This is a genomic window from Rubrivirga sp., assembly GCF_965213695.1.
Taxonomy (GTDB): Bacteria; Bacteroidota; Rhodothermia; order Rhodothermales; family Rubricoccaceae; genus Rubrivirga.
Window position 1 is genome coordinate 3,907,256 of record NZ_OZ243912.1, and the last position, 22,037, is coordinate 3,929,292.

Here is a 22,037-nt window from a genome sequence, read left to right on the forward strand (position 1 = left end):
CCGTCCCTCTCCCGGGGGGAGAGGGGACGTCGTAGGGGGCTCCTGTGCCGGCCCGCCCGCTTGTGCCGGCCCGTCGTCCGTGGTCTGCGGTCCTCCGTCCCCGGTCTCCACCCCAAACAAATCGCGCTGGCTCATTCGGGGGCCCCGGCGCGCTGGTAGGTCAGGAGCGGGGCCCAGAGGCAGAGCGCCCACTTGGCGAAGTGCGCCTCCGGGACGAACGGGTCCTCGCGTCCGCGCGTCGCCAGGGCCACGTAGGCGTCGGCGTCGTCGGTGAACTCGTTCCAGGGGTCGGAGAACTGGCGGCGGGCCTTGCGCATGGCGCCCTCGTGCGGCTCGAACGGCCTCTGGGCCGCGCCGCGGTCGAGCACGCGGGCCGTGAAGTCCTCCCACGACGACCGGCTGAGCGCGCCGACGTAGGCCTCCGACGCCTTCTCGAACAGCGGCAACGAGCGGTCGTGCGCCCGGCGGTGGCCCCTTGCGAGGGCCGCCAGCAGCCGGCGCGCGTCGTCGGCGCCGACCGGGGCGAAGTGGACGGCCGTGTCGTCGGTGCCGAGGGCGCAGGTGACGGCGGGGCGCGTCGCGCACAGCGCGAGGTGGTCGACCCAGGCCTGGACGACGTGCTTGCCCCGGACCTTCCCGGGGCGGACGCGGAGCCCGCCTCGCTCGCCCACCCGGTCCAGCGTGCCCACCAACCGCACGTCGCCGAGGTCCACGTCGACCGCGAGCGGCTCCGTGTTCCCCCAGCGGCGGACGCCGTCGGCGACGGGGCGGGCCTCGTCGAGGGCGCGGCGGAGCCACGAGGCGCCGGGCGCCCCGGCGGGCAGCCGGCCGCTCCGCTCGACCCGGGCCGCGAGCGCCGTGTCGTCGAGCCCGTCGAGCAGGCCCTCCAAGACGGCCGCCCGCAGGTGGTAGCGCTCGAGCGCGTCGAGGACGACCGGCTCGTCGTCGTGAAGCGCGTCGTCGTCGAGGTCGAGCGAGAGCCGCAGGCGCCGCCGGGCGACGTGGCGGCTCGGGTTGACCCAGGCGTCGGCGAGGTCGCCCAGCGTCAACACGTCGGTCTGTGCCTCTGGAGACGCCAGCCGGCGGGCGGGGTCGAGGAAGGCCACCGGCGCCTCGGCCTCGGTGCCGCGGACGCGGTGCTGGCGGGCGTAGCTCGCGAGCGGGCCGCCCGGCGTGAAGTAGTCGGCCGCGAACGGCTGGAGCCGGTGACGGACGACGAGCGCCTCGGCCTCGGCGCCCCAGTGGAGGCGGGCGGCGTCGAGGAAGGCGTCGAGGCAGACCGAGGCCGCGCGCTCGGCGTTGTCCTTCTGGCTCCGCCCGACGGTGCTCAGGACCAGCCGGTCGCGCGCGGCCATCACGGCGTCCAAAAACAGCTGCTTCTCGTGGTCGCGCGGGGCCGCGTCGCCGGGCTGCGGGTCGTGGGCGAGCAGGTCGAACCCGGCCGGCTGGTCGGGCCGCGGCCACACGCCGTCGTTGAGCCCGAGCACGGCGACGACGCGGTGCGGCGCGTGGCGGAGCGCCAACGGGTGGGCGACCGTCATCCGGCCCGTCAGGTAGGGCTCGCGGCGCTCGAACCGGCCCGCGGCGCCGTCGAGGTGAGACCGGACGGCGCGGAACGAGACCGGGCCGTCTCCGCCCACGACCCCGTGGAGCCGGTCGAGCGCCAAGGCCTGCTCGCGCAAGAAGACGACGGCCTCCAGCTCCTCGTCCTCGCGCGCGTCGAACACGCCGTCCAGGAACGTCAGGACGCGGCCGGGCCAGGCGTCGAGCGGCGCCGGGCGGTCGATGGCGTCGAGCGACGCGAACAGGGCCTCGGCCCACTCGCAGAACCGCCCGAGCAGGTCGGCCCCGCCCGCGCCCACGACGTCGCACGGGAGGTGGCCGAGGACGAGGTCGCCCCCGGCGTCGCCCGTCATCACGCCGAGGAGCAGGCGGTCGAGCCCGAAGCGCCAGGTGTGGAGGTCGTCCTCGGGCACGTCGAACCGGGCCCGCCGCTCGGCCGTGAGCCCCCAGCAGACGCCGGACTCCCGGACCCACGTCCGCAAGAGCGGCAGCTCGTCCTCGGCGATGCCGGCGGCCCGGCGGATGGCCGGCGTGCCCAACAGGTCGAGCAGCTCCGACGCCGTGACGCGGCCGTCGTGGAGCCGGAGCGCCCGGCCGAACGCCTCGACCACGCGGAGCGCCGGCGCGTGCGGGTGGTCCACCACGTGGTACGGGATCCGGACCTCGGGCGCGGCCTCCTCCGCCCCGAACACGGCGTCGACGAGCGGGGCGTAGGTCGCCAGGTCGGGGACGAGGACCAGCACGTCGCTCGGCCGCAAGCCGTCGACCTCGGCGAAGGCGTCGAGGAGCGTGTCGCGGAGGGCCTCGAGCTCGCGCGTCGGCGAGTGGCAGTCGTGGACGCGGACGGTCGCGTCGAGGGGCGTCGGGGCGGGCGGGCAGGCGTCCGTCGCGAGGGCGGATTGGAGCCCGCCGAGGGCCGTTGCCGGGGGAGGCCCGCACGCCAGCCGCTCGCGCTCGACGCCGCCGAGCCCGTCGAGGACGGACCAGTAGGCGCGCGTCCGCCCCGCGAGCGCCCGGAGGAGCGGGTGGCCGTGCGTGTCGCCGGCCGCGTCGCCCGGGGCGACGGCGTAGACGGTCACCGGGACGTGCTGCGCGAGCGCCCGGAGCGCCCGCAGGTGGACCGGCGGGACCAGCAGCGCGCCGAACACGGCCACGCGCGGCGGGACGTGAGCGCGGAGCCCGTCGGGCGGGTCGGCGAGCGCGTCGAGCAGCGCCAGCATCTCGGTCGCCCGGTCCCACGTGTCGGACTCGGCAACGAGGCGGCGCCACAGCGCGGCCTGCCAGCCGCCGTGCGGGAAGTCGGCCGGGGGCGGCGCGCCCCGGGCCCACGCCGCGAGGGTGTCGGGCCGGTACACCTGGTAGTCGTCGAAGAGGGCCGCCAGCCGGGCCGCCAGCGGCATCGTTTGGCCGCCGGTCCGGTCGAGGTAGGCGCGGACCGACGCCCACACGTCGTCGGCCGGGAGGTCGTCCAGGACGGCGCGGATGCGCCACGCCAGCCCGGCGGCCTCGAACGGGTGCGCCCGGTCGTCGAGTGCGTCGGCGTGGTGGGCCAGGCGCCGCGCGAGGTCGGTGGCCAGCTCGCGCGGCGAGCGGAGGTCGAGGCTGGCGGCGACGCCCAGGCTCTGGGCCAGCTCGCGCTCGACCCAGCGCCGCAGCCCGACGTTCTGGGCCACGACAATGGTCTCGCGCGCGGTCGGGTCGAGCGGCTCGTCACGGAGCGTGCTCGCGAGCCGCGCGAACAGCGGCTCCAGACGCGGCGCCGTAACGACGCAGAAACCGGGGGACGACGGGGGCACGGAGGACCAGAGGATCAGGACCGAATCTAGCCCCGCGTCCCCACCGCTTCCCCCCGGGAGTCGGCCGCCGCACGCTCCCAGGCCGCAGGGCCCCGCCCCGGTAAGCTGTTCCCCTTCAAGGGGGACGGTCCGAGCGACCTTGAACGGAGCGATGGGCGTTCGGACAGGGGGTCCGGGCCGAGGCGCCTCAGCCGGCGACGAACTCGAGGGCCTCGAAGAGGAGCTCGCGGGCGCGGTGCGCCGACGGGTCGGTGATCTCGAGCCACTGCCGGAACGGCGTGCCGCCGGGCGCGAACGGGACGCCGCGGCCGGCGGCGACCTCCTCCCGCACCCGGGCCTCGGGCAGCTTGACCACGAGCGCGTCGCCGACGTGGCCGCCGGAGGCGAAGTAGGCGCCGTTGGCCCGGAGGCACGGGCGGCCCATCATGGTGCCCCGGGTCGCGAGGCCCTGGGCGACGAGCGCGTCGGCGAGGACGGTGAAGGAGCCGTCGGACATGGGGGACGAGGCGCGGGCCCGAAAGGTCGGCACGGGGCGAGGCGTCGGCCGCGGGGGAATTCCCCGTCCCTCCGCACGCCCGTCGAACCCTCCGCCGGCCCTCGCGTTGACGCCGGTTCATGCGACCCGTCCTCCTGGCCCTCCTCGCCCTCTCGGCCTGCGCCGACGCCACGCGCTCCACGCCGCCGGCCGGCCCGTCCGCCGCCATCCCGTACCGGCTCGACGCGCCCGACGCCGTGGTCGCGCTGCCGGCCGAGCTCCGCGAGATCTCCGGCCTGACGGTCCTGCCCAGCGGCCGGCTCGGCGCGGTCCAGGACGAGGCCGGGACCATCTTCGAGATCGACCCGGCGACGGGCGTCATCGTCGACCGGCTCGTGTTCGAGACCGCCGGCGACTTCGAGGGGTTGGCCACGACCGACGACGCCGTCTGGGTGCTCCGCAGCGACGGCGACCTCTACCGCGTCGCCCGGGACTCGACGGGGATGCCATCGGCCCGCAAGGTCGAGACGCGGCTCAAGAGCCGGAACGACACCGAGGGCCTGGCCTTCGACGCGGCCCAGAACCGGCTGCTCGTCGCCTGCAAGGAGTGGCCCGGCGACGACCTCGGCCGGGTCCGCGCGGTCTACGCCTTCGACCTCGCGACCGAGACGATGTCCGAGACGCCCGTCTTCGCGCTCGACCGGGAGGCGGTCGATAGCGCGGTGAACTTCCGCCCGTCCGCCCTCGCGATCCACCCCACGACGGGCGGCCTCTACGTTCTGTCGTCCGTCCGCCGGGCGATCGCCGTGGTCGGGCCCGACGGCGCGCTCGTCGGCATCGCCGACCTGCCGGGCGACGTGGCGCCCCAGCCCGAGGGGCTGGCGTTCACGGCCGACGGCACGCTTTATGTATCGAGCGAGGGCCCCAGCGGGCCGGGCACCCTGCTCCGCTACGCCCCCACCGACTAGGCCGCATGCGTCGTTTTTCCGTTCTCCTCGCCGCCGTCCTCGTCGCCGGGTGCGCCACGACGGCCACCTACGTCGCGCCGGAGATCCGGGCCGACCCCGTGCCGCCGCTCCCCGAGGGCGAGGTGGCCCACCGGGTCTTCCTCACCGGCAACACGGGCGACCTGGCCGACGGGGGCTCCGACGCCGTCCTGCGCGCGCTCGCCGCCGACGCCCGCACCGCCGGGCCCGACGCGACCGTCGCCGTCCTGGGCAACGTCACCGCCGACGGCGTGCCGGCCGAGGGCGACCCGGACCGGGCCCAAGCGGAGGCGCCCGTCCGGGCGCTCATCGCGGCCCTCGACGGGATCGAGGCCGACGTCGTGGTCGTGCCCGGCAACCGCGACTGGGAGCGGGGCGAGGACGGCGTCCAGCGGCTCGAAGACCTGTTGGACGACGCCTTCGGCGACGACGTGCTCACGCCCGGCGACCAGGCCGGCGGCCCGCGCGAGTGGGAGCCGGCCGAGGGCCTCCGCCTGATCGCGCTCGACACGGCGTGGTGGCTCCTAGACGCCGACGAGCGGCCGGCCGGCGAGGCCGAGGACCAGGACGTCCGGACGCCCGGCGATGTGGCCCGCATCTTCGAGCAGATCGTGGTCGACCGCGACGACTCGCGGATCGTCGTGCTCGCCCACCACCCGATCCTCTCGCGGGGCCCCTCGGCCGGGTACCGCAGCAACCCGCTGGCCGGGCTCGCCTCGCGGACGCTGGGGCTCAGCGGGCAGGACCTGGCGTCGCCCCGGTACCGCGCGCTCCGCGGCGCGCTCGGCCGCGTCGCCGAGACCCACGACGGGCTGGTCTGGGCCGCCTCCCACGACCGGATCTTGCAGACCTACGAGCGCGTCGTGAACCCGCTCCGGTCCCAGACGCACTTGGTCTCGGGGACCGGCGGCGGCGAAGCCGACCCGGCTGGCGGCGCCGGCGCCCGCTACGTCTCGTCGCGGCCGGGCTACCAGCGGCTCGTCTACTTCGCCAACGGCCGGCTCTGGACCGAGACCGTCGAGCTCGACGACGCTGGCACTCCCCAGGTCGTATTCCGGGCCGAGATCTCCGGTGCCAACCCCGAGCTCGTCGACACCGAGGTGCCCGACGCCGTCGACCCCGACGACCTGCCGCCGCTCGACCGGACCGTCACGCTCGCGGCCGACGAGGACTTCGTGACCGACCGGTTCCAGAACGACGCCTTCACCCGGGCCCTGTTCGGCGAGAACTACCGGGACGTGTGGAAAACGCCGGTCGAGTTCCGCACGATCGACCTGGGGACCGAGGCCGGCGGGCTCGTCCCGGTCAAGCGCGGCGGCGGGCTCCAGACGACGTCGCTCCGGCTCCAGGCCGGCGACGGCCACGAGTACGGGCTCCGGCTGCTCGAGAAGAGCGGGCTGGCCCAGGTCCCGACCGAGCTCCGCGATGGGCTCGTCGGCGACGTCGTGCTCGAGCTCCGGGCGGCCATGAACCCCTACGCCGCGCTCGTGGCCGCGCCCCTCGCGACGGCCGCCGGCGTGCCCCAGCCCGACCCCGAGATCGTCTTCGTCCCGGACGACCCGCGCCTGGGCCGCTACCGCGAGACGTTCGCGAACCGGCTCGCGCTCTTCGAGATCCGCCCGGACGACGACATGTCGGACGTGCCCGGCTTCGAGGGGATGACCGACGTGATCTCGGCCTCGAAGCTCCGCGAGGAGATGCGCGAGGACCACGACCACCGCGTCGACCAGCGGGCCTACCTCCGGGCCCGCCTGTTCGACATGCTCCTGGCCGACTGGGACCGCCACGCGGACCAGTGGCGGTGGGCCGCCTTCGAGCCCGGCGAGCTCGACCCGTCGCTCACGGGCGACGCGGCCACCCGGGGCAAGGTGTACCGGCCCATCGCGCGCGACCGCGACTTCTCGTTCTACGGCATCAACGGGCTGCTCCAGCCGGCGCTCCAGGCGTTCGACCGGCGGCTCCAGCCCATCGGCGAGAAGTACGGGAACGTGCGCGGGCTCACGACGAACGGGTTCTACCAGGACCGCCCGTTCCTCAACGAGCTCACGCTCGACGACTGGCGGGCCGTCGCGCGCGAGCTCCAGGCCGCGCTCACCGACGACGCCATCGAGCGGGCCGTCCGCGCCTTGCCGGGCCCGATCTACCCCCAGCTCGCCGACTACTGGACGCCGGCGCTCAAGACCCGCCGCGACAAGCTGGTCCAGGCCGCCGAGGACTACTACGAGCTCACCGCCAAGGTCGTCGACGTGATCGGGAGCGACGAGCGCGAGCAGTTCGAGGTCGTCCGCCAGGCCGACGGCTCGACCGAGGTCACCGTCCGCTCGTTCAAGGGCGGCGAGCCGGGCCGGCTGCTCTACCAGCGGACGGTCCGGCCGGGCGAGACCGACGAGGTCCGCCTGTACGGGCTGGCCGGGCGCGACGAGTTCCGGGTCACCGGCGACGGCCCGCGCGAGATCCCGGTCCGCGTGATCGGCGGGGCCGGCGACGACGAGCTCGTCGCCTCGGCCGGCGACGTCGCCGTCTACGACACGCCGGACGGCCTGGAGATCGTCGAGACCGGCCGGAAGGTGGAGGACCGCCGCTCGGCCGACCCCGACGTGAACCGCTACGACCCGACCGAGCACGTCCTGGGCAAGAAGGACACGTTCCCGACGCTGGGCTACCGCTCGACCGACGGCGTGCTCCTCGGGGCGACCCGGATCTGGAGCGTCCCGGGCTTCCGGCTCCGCCCGTACGCCGCGACGCACGAGATCACCGTCAACTACGCCACGGCGACCGGCGGCTTCGCGGGCGGCTACACGGGCCGGATGCGTGAGGCCGTCGGGACGTGGGACCTCGACGTCGACGCCTACGCCTCGACGCCGCGCTACGCCCGCAACTTCTACGGGCTCGGCAACGGCTCGCCCAACATCGACCCGGAGTTGGCCGAGATCGACCTCGCCCGCGTCCAGGCGCGTGCCGGGCTCGGCATCCCCATCGGCGAGTCGCTCAAGCTCGTGATCGGGCCGAGCGGGCGCTACGCGGACCCGGGCCGGGACTCGCTCCAGCTGGCGAGCTCGCCGGTCGGGCGCCTCCCGGCGACGGCGCTCGAAGGGCAGACGCACCTGGGCGGGTTCGCCCGGCTGGCGGCGTCGACGGTCCACAACGCGGTGAACCCGCAGCAGGGGCTCCGCTTCGCCGTCGAGAGCACGGTGCTGGCGGGCGTCTCGGGCCCGTCCGAGACCTACGGCGTGGTCGGCGGCGAGGCGGCGGCCTACCTCCCGCTCAGCCTGGCGCCCCAGCTCACGGTCGCCGTCCGGGCCGGGGCCGAGCACATCGTCGGCGACTTCCCGTTCTTCGACGCCGTGGTGTTGGGCGGGCCGGGCACCGTCCGCGGGTACCGCCGCGAGCGGTTCGCCGGGCGGACGGCGGCCTCGGGCTCGGCCGAGCTCCGGGCGAAGCTGTTCGACCTCAACGCCTACGTGCTCCCGCTCAACGTGGGCGTGCTCGGGTTCGTCGACGCCGGCCGCGTCTGGGCCGACTTCCCCTCGTGCGCCGAGGTCTTTGGAGACGCCGAGTGCATGCGGCTCGCCGACGATGGCGTCGCGGTCGACTACGACGACCCCTTCGCGAGCGACGAGGTCCAGCTCGGCTACGGCGGCGGCCTGTGGATCGGCGTGCTCGACCGGGCCGTGGTCAACCTGACCGTCGGCGCGTCCGACGAGAACGCCCTCGTGACGTTCGGCCTCGGGTTCGCGTACTAACCGCCGGGAGCGCGTACCCTAGCGCCTCCGCTTGCGACGTTTGTAGGCTCCTCTTTCCCACGACGCCATGGACCCCACTACGCCCCTCGTGACCGACGCCGGCGACGGCCTGCCCGTCTCGGGCGACGTCGTCGACATGAGCCAGGTGGCCGGCGCCCGCGACGTCCCGGTCTCGGACGACGCGCCGGCCCCGAAGAAAAAGAAGAAGGGCAAGACCAAGCCGATGACGGCCGTCGGCTCGAGCGACGGGGCCGTTGCGGACGCCGACCAGGCCCTCGCCGAGCTCGGCACCAAGCGCGGGATCGAGACCCTGTTCCGGTCGAGCTACCGGGTCAACATGGACCTCTCGGCGCTGGCCGACGCCAAGGCCAACATCATGATCTCGATCAACGGCCTGATCGTCTCGATCCTGATCGCGTCGATCGCGCCGGGGATGGAGAAGAACCCGTGGCTCTACATCCCGACGTCGCTGTTCCTGCTCGGGTGCCTGGTCTCGCTCGTGTTCGCCGTGCTGGCCGCCCGGCCCCGCGTCCACACCACCGAGATCACGCCCGAGCGCGCGCTCCGCGAGCGGAAGAACTTGCTGTTCTTCGGCAACTTCAGCCACATGTCGGAGGGCGACTACGTGGACTCGCTCAAGCAGGTCGTGATGGACTCGACGCGGACCTACGAGATGATGATGAAGGACATCTACGGCGTCGGGAGCGTGCTCCAGAAAAAGTACCGGATGCTCCAGCGGTCGTACAGCGCGTTCCTGGTCGCGCTCGTCGTCGGCGTGCTCGGGTTCATCTTCGTGTTCGGGTACACCGTGTTCTTCGACGTCGGCGGGACGACGGTCACGACGACCACGACGACGATCCCCGCGCCCGGCATCCTTCCGTAGACTCGGCCGCATGAAGACGATCCTGATCCTCCGCCACGGCAAGTCCGACTGGGACGCCGACTATGGCGGCGACGACCACGCCCGCCCGCTCGCCGCCCGGGGCCAGAAGGGGGCCCGCAAGATCGGCCGGTTCCTCACCACGGCCCGGGTTCCGCCGGACCGGGCGATCACGTCGTCGGCCGTCCGGGCGCGCGAGACGCTGGCGACGGCGGCCGAGGCCGGCGGCTGGACGGGCCCGGCCCGGGTCACCGACGCGCTCTACGAGGCCACGCCCCAAGCGGTCCTGCGCGAGATCCAGGCCGAGACCGACGACGCCGACACGGTCGTCGTGGTCGGCCACGAGCCGACGTCGAGCGCGCTCGCGTCGCTCCTGGTCGGCGGCGGGCGGGTCGAGATGAAGACGGCGGCCGTGGCCCGGGTCGACGTGCCCGTCGAGTCCTGGGCCGACGTGGCGCCGGGCCGGGGCACGCTCGCGTTCCTCCTCCCGCCCGGAGCCCTCCGCCCGAACGCCTACCGCAAGCTCAAGAAGACGATCGACAAGGCCATCGACGCGCGCCAGAAGGCGATCGAGAAGGCCGAGAAAGTCGGCGCGCCCAAGGAGCCGGCCTACAAGCCGGCCGCGCTCCCCCGCGGCGGCGTCGACGCCCCGGACGGGCCGGCCGACGGCGGGGCGTAGCCCGTCGGCCGAGCACCGTCGCCCGTAGGGGCACGCCGGTGGCGTGCCCTCGCCCCATCGCGGTCGACCCGGGCACGCCACCGGCGTGCCCCTACGCACAGACCGATCGGGAAGGCGGCCTCCCAGCGATCCGGTATCAGGGCCGCGACGGTTCGGACCGTCGGGCGTGGCCGCCACCGGGCCGTCGCGGGATCCGGGCCGGCGCCGTCGCCGTCTGTGGCCGCCCCTCCCCCGCCCATGCCCGACGCCCGCCCGACCGCCGACGCCCCACCTGCCGACGCCCCGAGCGACGACCCCGTCCTCGACAACGCGCCGGCCAACGGCGACGAGTCGGCGGTCGAGATGGCCGCCCGGCGGCACCTCGGGATCCGGACGTGGGAGCGGCCGGCGCTCTACCGCGAGACGGCCGAGGCGGCGACCGACACCGACGTCCCGTTCTTCGCCGTCCTACTGCTGTCGGGCGCCATCGCCACGCTCGGGCTGGTCCTCAACTCGACGGCCGTCGTGATCGGGGCGATGCTGGTGGCCCCGCTGCTGGGCCCGCTGTTGGGGCTGTCGCTGGCGCTCACCGTCGGCGACGGGCGGCTGTTCGTCCAGACGGCGGCGGCCATCGTGCTCGGCGCGGCGGGGATCGTGGCGCTCGCGGCCCTGCTCACGCTCGCGCTCCCGTTCCAGACGGTTACCGACGAGATCGTGAGCCGGACGCGGCCGACCACGCTCGACCTCGGCATCGCCGTGTTCTCGGGGCTCGCGGGCGCCGTGGTGACGGCCTCGCGCGAGGCCCGGCTCTCGGCCTCGATCCCGGGCGTGGCCGTGGCCGTGGCGCTGGTGCCGCCGCTCGGCGTGGCCGGGTTCGGGATCGCCGTCGGCCAGTGGGCCTACACCCGGGGCGCGCTGCTGCTGTTCGGGGCGAACCTCGCCGGGATCGTGCTGAGCGGCATGGCCATGTTCTTCCTCATCGGGATGCACCGGGCCGACGTGGTCAAGACGGCGCGGGAGTGGCACGACGAGGGCCAGGCGACCGGCGTCGCGGCGCTCGTCAGCGGGGCGCACGGGCTCGACCGGCTGCCCGGCCTGGCGACGCCGCTGGGCCGGTTCGTGCTGGTGGCCGCGTTCATGGGCGCCGTCGCGGTCCCGCTCACGACGTCGCTGGGGCACTACGTGCGGGAGGCCCGGGTCGGGGCCGCCGTCGACGCCCTGGAGGCCACGGTCGAGGCCGACGGCGACGCCTTCGTGCTCGACCGGGAGCTCGCCTACGGCGACGGCGCGGCGACGCTCCGGCTGCGCGTGGCCACGAGCCGGTGGATCACCGACGACCGGGAGGCCGCGCTCGCGGCCGACCTCGAGGCCCGGGCCGGCGAGCCGGTCTCGCTCTCGTTCGAGCAGGTGCTCGCCTCGTCGGGCGACCTGGCGGCGTTCGCCGAGGCGCTCCCGACCGCGCCCCCCGTCCGCCAGGCGTCGCCGGCCGTGCCCGCGCCGACCCCGGCGCCGGCCGCGCTCGCGACCATCCGCGGCCGGCTGGCGACCGCGCTCGCCGACCTGGCGCTGCCCGACAGCGTGCGCGTGGTGGGCGGCACGCTCCGGGTCGAGGACGACGAGCCGCCGACGCTCACCGTCGCCTACGCGGCGCGGCAGCGCCTGCCGCGCCAGGCCGAGGCCGTTGTCGCCCGACAGGCCGCTCAGATCCTCGGCGTCGACCCGGCGCGCGCGTCGGCACGGGCCGTCCGGCTGGGGCCGCGCGCCCTGCCCGACTCGGCCGCGGCGGGCACGCTCGCCGAGCTCTTGGCGGACTACCCGCGCCTCCGCCTGACGCTGGCCGGCGACACCGCGGCCGTCCGCGCGGCCCGGGCCCGGCTCGTCGGGCGCGGGGCGCCGGCCGGCCAGCTCGCGCTCGCGCCCGACACGACGGCCCCGCGAGCCCGCCTCTCGCTCGCGCCCGACACGACGCGCGGGAGCTGACGGGGTGGGGCCGGTTGCGCCTGCTCACTCCTCCAGGGCTATGTGACCTCCCCCTTGTCGTCCTGAGCGCAGCGGGGACTCTACCGGACGCTAGAGCGATGCCAGGTTGCTCGTAGGCCGCCCCCCCGCTCCTGCTGCCATCGCTCCGCTCCGTGCCGCAGGAGCGGTCCCCCTCGAAGGGCGGGGCTGCTAAGTAACGAAATGGCTGTCATCCCCACGCACGCGGGGATCCATAGGGGGCCGCTCGCTGAGGCGCCGCTGCGTATGGATTCCCGCGTGCGCGGGACCGCGAAGCGACGGCGCCAGCCAATGACACCTGTTATTTGCATGGTCGGCAAAGAGCTTAGCAGCCCTACCCTCGAAGGGGGACAGGCCGTCCGGCCGCTGAGCGGAGCGATGGGCGGACGGCCGGGGGGTCCGCTCGCGAGCAACGTGTCACGGCACCAGCGCCGGGTCGGTCGGGGCGACCAGGGGGCGAGCAGCTAGATCCTTCGCATTCGTTCAGGATGACGACGTGTGAACTGTGCACCCGCACGGCACCCCCTCTTTCCGTGTCCCGGACGCCAGTCACAGGGGGAACGGACTGAGACGCCTTACCATCGGCCTTCCCCGAAGATCTCACCCGCGCGTCCCGGCCAGGCGGAACAGCGGGGGCCGACCGGGCGGTACCACGGCCCCTTCCCCCGTGCCCGCTCCGTGCCCGCCCTCCCCGACCACTACGCGACCCTCGGCGTCGACGAGGACGCCTCCGCCAAGGAGATCAAGAAGGCGTACCGCCGCCTCGCCCAGGAGTACCACCCGGACCGGAACGCGGGCGACACCGCCGCCGAGGAGCGGTTCAAGGAGGTCCAGGCCGCCTACGACGTCGTCGGCGACGAGACGAAGCGGAAGGCGTACGACCGGGCCCGCCGCGACCCCTACGGCGGGCGATACGAGGGCACGCCGTTCGACGGGTTCGGGGGGCCGGGCGAGGGCGCCGGACGGTTCTACCGGGCCCCCGACGGGACCTACGTCCGCGTCGACGCGACGGGCGCCGGGCCGGGCGTCAACGACGATGCCTTCACGTTCGGCGGCGGTGGCGGGCTCGGCGACATCTTCGACCAGTTCTTCGGCGGCGCGAGCCGGCCGGGCGGCGCGGCCGACACGGCGTACCGGGGCGGGCGCGACGTCGACGCGACGGTCCGCTTGACGTTCGAGGAGGCGCTGGAGGGCGGGCGCCAGGAGATCCGGACGTCGGGCGGCGAGGCCGTCCGGATCACGATCCCGAAGGGGGTCCGCGACGGATTCAAGATCAAGCTGGCGGGCCGCGGCGACCCGGCGCCGGGCGGGCGCGGGGCCCCGGGCGACCTGTACATCACGTTCCGCGTGACGCCCGACGCCCGGTTCTCGCGCGAGGGCGACGACCTGGTCATGACCGAGACCGTCTCGGCCGTCGAGGCCATGCTCGGGACCACGCGCGAGGTCCGGACGGCGACGGGCAAGACGGTCCGCCTGCGGATCAAGCCGGGGACGCAGCCCGGGACGCGGCTCCGCGTTCGCGGCCAGGGCGTCGAGACGGCGTCGGGCCAGGGCGACCTCTACGTCGTCGTCGAGGTGTCCGTCCCGATGCTGTCGGACGAGGCGGCCTCCGGCCTGCGCGCGTGGGCCGACGCCGAAGGCCTGGCGTAGGGGCGACCCGCCGGGCCGCGCCCTACCGAGAGCGATGTCGGGGTAGGCGGCCCGGTGTCACTCGGCCACCGCCGCCCTGCGCCGCCGGCCGGCCGCTCGGTCGAGGGCCGTGCGGATCGCGTCGAGCTGGACCGGCTTCGAGAGGTAGTCGTCGCACCCGGCCCCGAGACACCCCTCGCGGTCCCCCTCCATCGCGTTCGCCGTCAGCGCGATGATCGTCGGCTGGTCGGTGACGGTGGCCGACGCGCGGATGGCCCGGGTGGCCGCGAGCCCGTCCATCACCGGCATCTGGACGTCCATGAACACGACGTCGTACCCCTCGCCGAGCCGGGCCCGGCGCTCGACCTCGGCCACGGCCTCGGCCCCGTCGGCGACGACGTCGGCTGTGAGTCCGAGCCGGCCCAGGAGCCGGACGGCCACCTTCTGGTTGACCGCGTTGTCCTCGGCCACGAGCACCCGGAGCCCGGGGCCCGGCGACGGCCGGGCGACCCACGCCGTCGGCCGGTCGGCCGGGGCCTCCTCGGACGGCGTGGCCGTGGACGTTTCGGACGCGGCCTCGGCTGCGGGCCGGCCGTTGAAGACGTCGACGAGCGCGTCGTAGAGCTGGGACGGCTTGGTCGGCTTGTAGAGGAGCGTGGCCACCCCGGCCGCCTGGGCGTCCTCGACGAGCGCCCCGTCCCGGTGGATCGACGTGAGCATGACGACGACCGGCGACGTGTCCGGGGCCAGGGCCCGGAGCGCCCGGGCCGTCGCGAGCCCGTCCATCTCCGGCATCTGCATGTCCAACAGGACCAGGTCGTACGGGCGCCCGCGCTCGGCCGCCCGCGACCACGCCACGACGGCCTCGGCGCCGGACCCGACGGCGTCCGGGGCCATCCGCCACCGGGCCGAGAGCCGGGTCAGGATCTCGCGGTTCACCGCGTTGTCGTCGACGACGAGCACGCGCCGGCCCGCCAGCGCCGGCTGGTCCCGCCGCTGGAACACCTGGCGCTCGGACGGGGCCACCTCGACGGCGACGGAGAACCGGAACGTCGAGCCGTGCCCGGGTGCCGGCGCCTCGACGCTCTCGACCGACATCTCGCCGCCCATCATGGCCACCAGGCTCTGGCAGATCGTGAGCCCGAGCCCGGTCCCCCCGTACTGGCGCGTCGTCGAGGCGTCGGCCTGCGAGAACGACTCGAACACGAGCCCGAGCTTGTCCGGGGCGATCCCGATGCCCGTGTCCTCGACCGCGAACCGGACCCGGCACATCGTCCCGGCCGACGGCTCGGCCGGGTCCGCCTCGACCCGGACGCAGACGGACCCCGACGGCGTGAACTTGACCGCGTTCGAGAGGAGGTTCACCAGGACCTGGCGGACCCGGGTCGCGTCGCCCAAGACCGCCCGGGGCACCCCGTCCTCGACGAGGTACGCCAGCTCGACGCCCTTCTCGGCCGACGCCTGCGCGACCAGGTCGAGCGCGGACTCGACGGCGGTTCGGACCTCGAACGGGTGGACCTCGAGCGCGAGCATCCCGGCCTCGATCTTCGAGAAGTCCAGGATGTCGTTGATGATGGTCAAGAGCGCGTCGCCCGAGGTCCGGATGGTCTCGACGAAGTCGCGCTGGTCGATGTCGAGGGCCGTGTCGAGCAGGAGCGAGGTCATCCCGATGACCCCGTTCATCGGCGTCCGGATCTCGTGGCTCATGTTGGCCAGGAACTCGGACTTCGCGCGCGTCGACGCCTCGGCGGCCTCGCGGGCGGCCTCGGCGGCCTCCTTGGCCTCGACGAGCGCGGCCTTGGCCTCCCGCTGCATCGTGATGTCGCGCGAGACGCCGACGAGCCCGACGATCTCGCCGTGGCCGTCCCGGAGCGCGACCTTGGTGGTCAAGAGCCAGCCCCCCTCGGAGTCTCGCTCCTCCTTGTTCCGGATCGGCTCGCCGGTCCGGACGACGTGGAGGTCATCGGCGAGGATCGCCCGCGAGGCCTCGCTCTCGTCCGCGTCGGCGTCGGTGAGGCCAACGGCGTCCTCGGGGCGGTCGTAGCCGAGGGAGCGGGCGCTGGCGAGGTTGCGGAGCGTGGCCCGGCCCTGGGCGTCCTTGACGTAGATGTGGTCGGGGATCGTGTCGATGACGGTCCGCAGGAGCTGGCGCTGGCTCTCCATCTCGGCCTCCCGAGCCTCGGCGGCCTCCTTGGCCGCGACGATGGCGGCCTCCACCTCCTTCTGCTCGGTCACGTCGCGGACGATCCCGACGAGCCCGACGATCGCGTCGCCGTCGCCCCGGAGGGGGACCTTGGCCGAGTGGTAGATCCGCTCGCGCCCGTCGACCACGACCCGGTCCTCGCCGCCGATCCGGGGCTCGCCGGTCTCCATCACGGCCCGGTCGGCGTCCCAGAGCGCCTGGGCTCGGCCGTCGCCGACGGTGTCGAACACGGTCAGGCCGAGGGTGCCCTCGGGGTCGTCGTAGCCGATGGCCCGGGTGTCGGCGAGGTTCCGCAAGACGCACCGGCCGTCGCGGTCGGTCGCGAAGATCATGTCCGGGATCGTGTCGATGACGGTCCGGAGCAGGCGCTCTTGGCGCTCGGCCGCGTCCTTCTGGGCGAGGATCTCGGCCTCGGCCGCCGTCTGGGCCCGGAGGTCGCGGATGTGGACCGTGAACAGCGTCCGCCCCGACTCGAGCCGGAGCGGGCGGAACGTGATCTCGGTCGGGATCTCGTGGCCGTCGGCGCAGACGGCCGGGAGCCGGAGCCGCTTGAGCAGGGAGCCCGGCTCGCCCGTCTCGACGTAGCGCCGGAGCTTGGCGCGGTGCTCGTCGCGGAACCGCTCCGGGACGATCATCTCGGCGAGCCCCTGGCCCACCAAGTCGGCCGGGGCGACCCCCAAGATCGGCTCGACGGCCGGGTTCGCGTCCACCACGACGTCGTTCTCGTCCAGCGTGACGATGGCGTCCGGGGCGCCGTCCAAGATGGACCGGGTCCGGGCCTCGCTCTCCTGGAGCGCGGCCTCGGCCCGCTTGGCCTCGGTCACGTCGCGGGTGACGCCGACGAGCCCGACGACGGCGCCGGCGTCGTCGCGGAGGGGGACTCGGGACGTCACGATCCACCCCGTCCGGCCGCCGAAGGCGTACGGCTCCTCGTGGTCGAGGACGGCCTCGCCGGTCCGCATTACGCGCTCCTCCTCGGCCCAGTAGTCGGCGGCCACCTGGGGGTCCTCCGACTGGTCGAACACGGTCAGGCCGACGGCGTCCTCGGAGTCGTCGAGGCCCATCTGCTCGGCGCTGTACCGGTTCCGGACGACGCACCGGCCGTCGAGGTCCTTGACGTAGACGTGCTCGGGGATGGCGTCGATGACGGTCCGGAGCAGGCGCTCTCGGGCCCGGAGCGCGTCGCGCCCGTCTCGGAGGGCCTCCCGCGTCCGGACTTGGGCGACGGCGCCGAGCCCGATCAGGAGGGACAGGATCCCGAAGTACCCCCCGAGGACCGAGAGGTGCTGGGCCCCCGCCCTCACCCCCACGAGCGTCCCCACCAAGACAGCGATCAGCATGCCGACTGAGGTCCAGACCTGGCGCTCGGTCCGGGCGTACGGCGCGACGGCGAGGGCCGAGGCGCACCCCGCCGTGAGCACGCCGACCGTCCACGGGAGGTCGAACCCGTTGAGCCCGCCGAGCCAGGTGAAGTACCCCGTCAGGCCCGTCGTGGCGACGAGCGCGACGGTCCAGACCGCGCGGCGGACCGCCTGGCTGAGGTACGTCAGGCCCAGCATCCCGACCAGGAACGCGCTGTAGCCGAGCCGGTACTCGAGCGGGTCGTAGTACCCGGGGTCGATGGCGCGGTAGACGAACCAGAACGCGGGCACGCTCACCGAGCCGATCACCAGGATCGACCGGAACGCGGTCAAGGTGGCCGACGGCCCCGACCGCTCGCGCGGCCGACCAACTGCGAGGGGCAGCGGGGCCGCGGACGCGAGCCGGATGGACCGGGCGGCCCAGGCCACGGCCGGGCGGAACACGAACCGGGCTTCGAGGACGAGGACGAGGAGCGTGAGCAAGAGCAGCCCCCCCTCCATCCACCGGAGGTCGCGGACGGACTGCGCCGAGCCGTCGTCGAGCGCGAACACGACCCGGTCCATCGCGGGCAGGAAGTCGCGCTCGGCGGCGAGGAGCCCGGCCAGCGCCGCGTCGGCGGCCACCGGCGTCCGGGCCACGGCCAGCGAGTCGGCGGCGGCGACCATCGCCCCGACCTCGGGGGAGAGCGCGAGGAGCGAGTCCCGGACCGCGGCGTCGCGGACGCCCGGCAGCCCCCGCGCGGCGGCGCCGTCGAGCAGGGCGTGGTGCGCCTCCTCCAGCTCGCGGACGTCGGCGGCGAGCCGGCCCAGGGCGTCGTCGGGGTCGGCCGCGAGCCGGGCCGAGACGGCGTGCTTCGCGATCCGCTGGCTCAGCATCCGCTGGCGCCCGGCCAGGTTCACCTCGCGCGCGTCGGAGACCTGCTGGCCGAGCGTGTGCTGGACCAGGCCCTGCGCCACGATGGCGAGGACGGCGATCAGAGACAGGGCGACGACGTACCGGACCGTCAGGCGACGATGGAACTGCTGAGGGTCGATCATCGAGACGCGGGCGGAGCCCCCCGGGTATCGGACCGTCGGGGCCCGGTCATAACCCGCTCGCCCGTGGGCCGCTGCGCCTCCTCCGGCCCCGCGCCTTAGCGCTCGACGCGCGTGATCTCGCCGGCGCCCATCACCGAGCGCGTGACCTCGGGCGAGCCCGCGTACCGGACGTCGCCGGCCCCCATGATCTCGACGTCGAGCGCCTTCTCGGCCCAGAGCGTGACGTCGCCCGCGCCGGCGATCTGGACCTCGGCCTGGTCGGCCTGGAGCCCGACGGCGTCGACGTCGCCCGAGCCGGCGATCTCGACCGCGAGCCGGCCCGCCCGCCCAGCAACGGTCACGTCGCCGCTGCCCGCGACGCTCACCGTGACGGCGTCGGCCCGGACACCCGAGACGTCGAGCGCGCCGCTCCCGGCAATCGCGAGCGTCAGCGCGTCGGCCTGGGCCCGAGTCGCCTCGACCCGGCCGCTCCCGGCGATCCGGACCCCTTCGAGCCGGTCGACACCGACGGTGAACCGGAGCGGCGCCTGGGGCCGGAGCGACACGCCGCGCTCGGCCGCGACGACGAGCTCGCCGTCGCGGACCTCGGCCTCGATCCGGTCGATCAGGTTGTCGTCGCCCTCGATCACGAGCGGGACGGCGCCGTCGGTGACGACGAGGGTGCCCGGCGTGGCCAGGCTCACCGACCGGACCCCGGCCACGTCGACCGTCCGGGTGGCCGACGTGCCGGAGCCCTCGACGCGCTCGCCCTCGCCCCACGAGACGTTGAAGCAGCCCGCGAGGGCGAGGGACGCGACCAGGGCAAGGCGGAGGGCGGAACGCATGTCGACGGCGGAGGGTGAGGGCGTCGGCTACGGCCGCACCCCTCGGACGGTTGCGCGGCCGGCCGGGGGGGCCGGGCTGGCGGTCGGCGAAGCGTGCCCCAATAACGGCTGACATCGTGACAGAGCCACGCCCCCTGGCACGCCCTTCGCAGTCGGACGGGCGACTGACACCGAACACCGGCGGCCACGCCCGCCCCTCAGAGATCCCGACATGAACCTCCAGAAGTTTACCGTCAAGGCCCAGGAGGCCGTCCAGCGCGCGCTCGAGATCGCGCAGTCCAAAAACCATCAGGGCGTCGAGCCGCCTCACCTGTTGCAGGCGTTCCTCCAGGACGAGGGCGGGCTCGTCCCCACCCTCCTCTCGCGCCTGGGCGCGAACGCCGACACCCTCGCGGCGCTCGCCGAGCGGGCCGTCGACAAGCTGCCCGTCGTGACCGGCGCGTCGGTGTCGGGCCAGTACGTCGGCACCGACCTCAACAAGGCGTTCGACCGCGCGCTCAAGGAGGCCGAGGCCCTCGGCGACGAGTACGTCGCGAGTGAGCACCTGCTGATGGCGCTCGCCCAAGGCGACGGGCCGACGGCCAACGCGCTCCAGAGCCAGGGCGTGACCCAGGACGCCCTGCTCGACGTGCTCCGCGACGTCCGCGGCGGCCAGCGCGTCCAGGACCCCTACGCCGAGTCCAAGTACGACGCGCTCAACCGCTACGCCCGCGACCTCAACCAAGCCGCCCGCAAGGGCAAGATCGACCCCGTCATCGGCCGCGACGACGAGATCCGCCGCGTCTTGCAGATCCTGAGCCGGCGGACCAAGAACAACCCGGTGCTGGTCGGCGAGCCCGGCGTCGGTAAGACGGCGATCGCCGAGGGGCTGGCCATCCGGATCGTCGAGGGCGACGTGCCCGAGGGGTTGCAGTCGAAGCGGATCTTGGCGCTCGACATGGGCGCGCTCATCGCGGGCGCCAAGTACCGCGGCGAGTTCGAGGACCGGCTCAAGGCCGTCGTGAAGGACGTGGCCGACTCGGACGGCGAGGTCATCCTGTTCATCGACGAGATCCACACCCTCGTGGGCGCGGGCGGCGGCGAGGGCGCGATGGACGCGGCCAACATCCTGAAGCCGGCGCTGGCGCGCGGCGAGCTCCGGGCCGTCGGCGCGACGACGCTCGACGAGTTCCAGAAGTACTTCGAGAAGGACAAGGCGTTGGAGCGGCGCTTCCAGCAGGTGTTCGTCGGCGAGCCGTCGGTCGAGGACACCGTCGCGATTCTGCGCGGGATCAAGGACCGCTACGAGGTCCACCACGGCGTCCGCATCACCGACGGCGCGATCGTGGCCGCGGCCGAGCTCTCGGACCGCTACGTCACGAACCGCTTCCTGCCCGACAAGGCCATCGACCTGATCGACGAGGCCGCGTCCCGCCTGCGCATCGAGATCGACTCGACGCCCGAGGAGCTGGACCAGGTCGAGCGCGAGATCCGCACCCAGGAGATCGCTCGGGAGGCCGTCAAGCGCGAGGGCGACGACGCCCAGGTCGAGGCCATCTCCGAGCGGCTCGCCAACCTCGAAGAGGAGCGCGACCGGTTGCGCGCGCGCTACGAGCAGGAGCGCGACTTGGTGACCACCATCAAGGAGTCGAAGGCCGAGATCGACCGGCTCAAGACCGAGGCCGCCGACCTCGAGCGCCAGGGCGAGTTCGCGCGTGTCGCCGAGATCCGCTACGGCGCGATCCCGGGCTTGCAGGAGACCATCGACACGGCCACCGCCAAGTTGGCCGAGGTCCAGGAGTCGGGCGCCATGCTCAAGGAGGAGGTCGACGCCGAAGACATCGCCGACGTCATCTCACGCGCGACCGGCATCCCGGTCTCCCGGATGCTGGCGACCGAGCGCGAGAAGCTGCTCCACCTCGAAGACGCCATCGAGCGGCGCGTCGTCGGGCAGCCCGAGGCCGTCGAGGCCGTCGCGAACGCGGTCCGCCGGAGCCGCGCCGGGCTCCAGGAGGCCCAGCGCCCGCTGGGCTCGTTCATCTTCCTGGGCACGACGGGCGTCGGCAAGACGGAGCTGGCGAAGGCGCTCGCCGAGCAGCTCTTCGACGACGACTCGGCGCTGGTGCGGATCGACATGTCGGAGTACCAGGAGCGCCACACGGTCTCGCGCCTGGTTGGCGCGCCTCCCGGCTACGTCGGCTACGACGAGGGCGGGCAGCTGACCGAGGCCGTCCGCCGCCGGCCGTACTCGGTGGTGCTCTTGGACGAGTTCGAGAAGGCCCACCCCGAGGTCTACAACGTCCTGTTGCAGGTGCTCGACGACGGCCGCCTGACCGACTCGAAGGGCCGCGTCGTCGACTTCTCGAACACGCTCATCATCATGACCTCGAACCTCGGCTCGGAGCTCATCACCCAAAAGTTGGGGACCGACCGCGAGATCACCGAGGCCGAGATGGACAGCCTGCGCGACGAGCTGACGGCCATGCTGCGGACGCGGCTCCGGCCCGAGTTCCTCAACCGGATCGACGAGACCGTCGTGTTCCGCCCGCTCGGCCGGACCCAGATCCGCCGGATCGTCGAGATCCTGTTCGAGCGGACGCGGGCCATGGCCGAGAAGGCCCACGGGCTCCGCTTGGTGCTGACCGACGCGGCCAAGGACGCGCTCGCGGCCGAGGGCTTCGACGCCGCCTTCGGCGCGCGGCCTCTCAAGCGCGTGCTCCAGCGGCAGGTCGCCAACCGGCTCGCCGAGCAGATCCTCGGCGGCCTGGTGGCCGACGGCGACGCCGTCGTCATCGACGCGGCCCCGGGCGGCAGCGTGACGTTGGAGACGGTCCCGGCCGGCGAGCCGCTCCCCGAGACGGTCGGGCCGATGGCACCCGCGGCGGAGGCATAGGGCGGTCGGCT

At 74.3% G+C, this 22,037-nt stretch carries 11 protein-coding genes; 7 read left to right on the plus strand and 4 right to left on the minus strand.

All coding sequences use genetic code 11. The features are described from left to right. Positions 1 to 131 precede the first annotated feature (131 nt). Positions 132 to 3,359: an exodeoxyribonuclease V subunit gamma gene (locus ACOOHE_RS17320; RefSeq protein WP_420455341.1), complete on the minus strand. Its 3,228-nt coding sequence runs from the start codon at positions 3,357 to 3,359 to the stop codon at positions 132 to 134. Positions 3,360 to 3,546: 187 nt separating this feature from the next. Beyond that, the gene (locus ACOOHE_RS17325) at positions 3,547 to 3,855 is read right to left on the minus strand and encodes a hypothetical protein (RefSeq protein ID WP_420455342.1); all 309 of its coding nucleotides are present in this window, start codon (positions 3,853 to 3,855) and stop codon (positions 3,547 to 3,549) included. Positions 3,856 to 3,974: 119 nt separating this feature from the next. Here ACOOHE_RS17325 and ACOOHE_RS17330 point away from each other — a divergent pair, with 119 nt between their 5' ends. From ACOOHE_RS17330 to ACOOHE_RS17355, 6 genes are all read left to right on the plus strand, one after another. Then, entirely contained in the window at positions 3,975 to 4,802 is an 828-nt protein-coding gene (locus tag ACOOHE_RS17330) for an SdiA-regulated domain-containing protein (RefSeq protein WP_420455343.1), read from the plus strand. A gap of 5 nt (positions 4,803 to 4,807) precedes the next feature. Next, the gene (locus ACOOHE_RS17335; protein WP_420455344.1) at positions 4,808 to 8,563 is read left to right on the plus strand and encodes a BamA/TamA family outer membrane protein; all 3,756 of its coding nucleotides are present in this window, start codon (positions 4,808 to 4,810) and stop codon (positions 8,561 to 8,563) included. 67 nt (positions 8,564 to 8,630) lie between these two features. Continuing rightward, entirely contained in the window at positions 8,631 to 9,446 is an 816-nt protein-coding gene (locus tag ACOOHE_RS17340) for a Pycsar system effector family protein (protein WP_420455345.1), read from the plus strand. 10 nt (positions 9,447 to 9,456) lie between these two features. Further along, entirely contained in the window at positions 9,457 to 10,122 is a 666-nt protein-coding gene (locus ACOOHE_RS17345; protein WP_420455346.1) for a SixA phosphatase family protein, read from the plus strand. 237 nt (positions 10,123 to 10,359) lie between these two features. Further along, positions 10,360 to 12,081 carry a TIGR00341 family protein gene (locus tag ACOOHE_RS17350; RefSeq protein WP_420455347.1) on the plus strand — a complete coding sequence of 574 codons (1,722 nt, stop codon included), beginning with the start codon at positions 10,360 to 10,362 and terminating at the stop codon, positions 12,079 to 12,081. A 696-nt stretch (positions 12,082 to 12,777) separates the two neighbouring features. After that, on the plus strand, positions 12,778 to 13,749 hold the full coding sequence (locus tag ACOOHE_RS17355) for a DnaJ C-terminal domain-containing protein (RefSeq protein ID WP_420455348.1): 972 nt from the start codon (positions 12,778 to 12,780) through the stop codon (positions 13,747 to 13,749). A 57-nt stretch (positions 13,750 to 13,806) separates the two neighbouring features. Here the strand turns inward: ACOOHE_RS17355 and ACOOHE_RS17360 are convergent, their stop codons facing one another. Both ACOOHE_RS17360 and ACOOHE_RS17365 read right to left on the minus strand, forming a co-directional pair. After that, the gene (locus ACOOHE_RS17360) at positions 13,807 to 18,330 is read right to left on the minus strand and encodes a PAS domain S-box protein (protein WP_420455349.1); all 4,524 of its coding nucleotides are present in this window, start codon (positions 18,328 to 18,330) and stop codon (positions 13,807 to 13,809) included. Positions 18,331 to 18,425: 95 nt separating this feature from the next. Then, positions 18,426 to 19,154: a head GIN domain-containing protein gene (locus ACOOHE_RS17365; protein WP_420455350.1), complete on the minus strand. Its 729-nt coding sequence runs from the start codon at positions 19,152 to 19,154 to the stop codon at positions 18,426 to 18,428. A gap of 211 nt (positions 19,155 to 19,365) precedes the next feature. On the opposite strand from ACOOHE_RS17365, the gene clpB reads away from it, so the two are divergent. Beyond that, positions 19,366 to 22,026: an ATP-dependent chaperone ClpB gene (clpB, locus tag ACOOHE_RS17370; RefSeq protein ID WP_420455351.1), complete on the plus strand. Its 2,661-nt coding sequence runs from the start codon at positions 19,366 to 19,368 to the stop codon at positions 22,024 to 22,026. Positions 22,027 to 22,037 lie beyond the last annotated feature (11 nt).

Bases quoted from the DNA above. Each gene is read 5' to 3' on its own strand.
- ACOOHE_RS17350 (WP_420455347.1), top strand. From the start codon at position 10,360: ATGCCCGACGCCCGCCCGACCGCCGACGCCCCACCTGCCGACGCCCCG.
- ACOOHE_RS17345 (WP_420455346.1), top strand. From the start codon at position 9,457: ATGAAGACGATCCTGATCCTCCGCCACGGCAAGTCCGACTGGGACGCC.
- clpB (WP_420455351.1), top strand. From the start codon at position 19,366: ATGAACCTCCAGAAGTTTACCGTCAAGGCCCAGGAGGCCGTCCAGCGC.
- ACOOHE_RS17340 (WP_420455345.1), top strand. From the start codon at position 8,631: ATGGACCCCACTACGCCCCTCGTGACCGACGCCGGCGACGGCCTGCCC.
- ACOOHE_RS17335 (WP_420455344.1), top strand. From the start codon at position 4,808: ATGCGTCGTTTTTCCGTTCTCCTCGCCGCCGTCCTCGTCGCCGGGTGC.
- ACOOHE_RS17325 (WP_420455342.1), bottom strand. From the start codon at position 3,855: ATGTCCGACGGCTCCTTCACCGTCCTCGCCGACGCGCTCGTCGCCCAG.
- ACOOHE_RS17330 (WP_420455343.1), top strand. From the start codon at position 3,975: ATGCGACCCGTCCTCCTGGCCCTCCTCGCCCTCTCGGCCTGCGCCGAC.
- ACOOHE_RS17365 (WP_420455350.1), bottom strand. From the start codon at position 19,154: ATGCGTTCCGCCCTCCGCCTTGCCCTGGTCGCGTCCCTCGCCCTCGCG.
- ACOOHE_RS17360 (WP_420455349.1), bottom strand. From the start codon at position 18,330: ATGATCGACCCTCAGCAGTTCCATCGTCGCCTGACGGTCCGGTACGTC.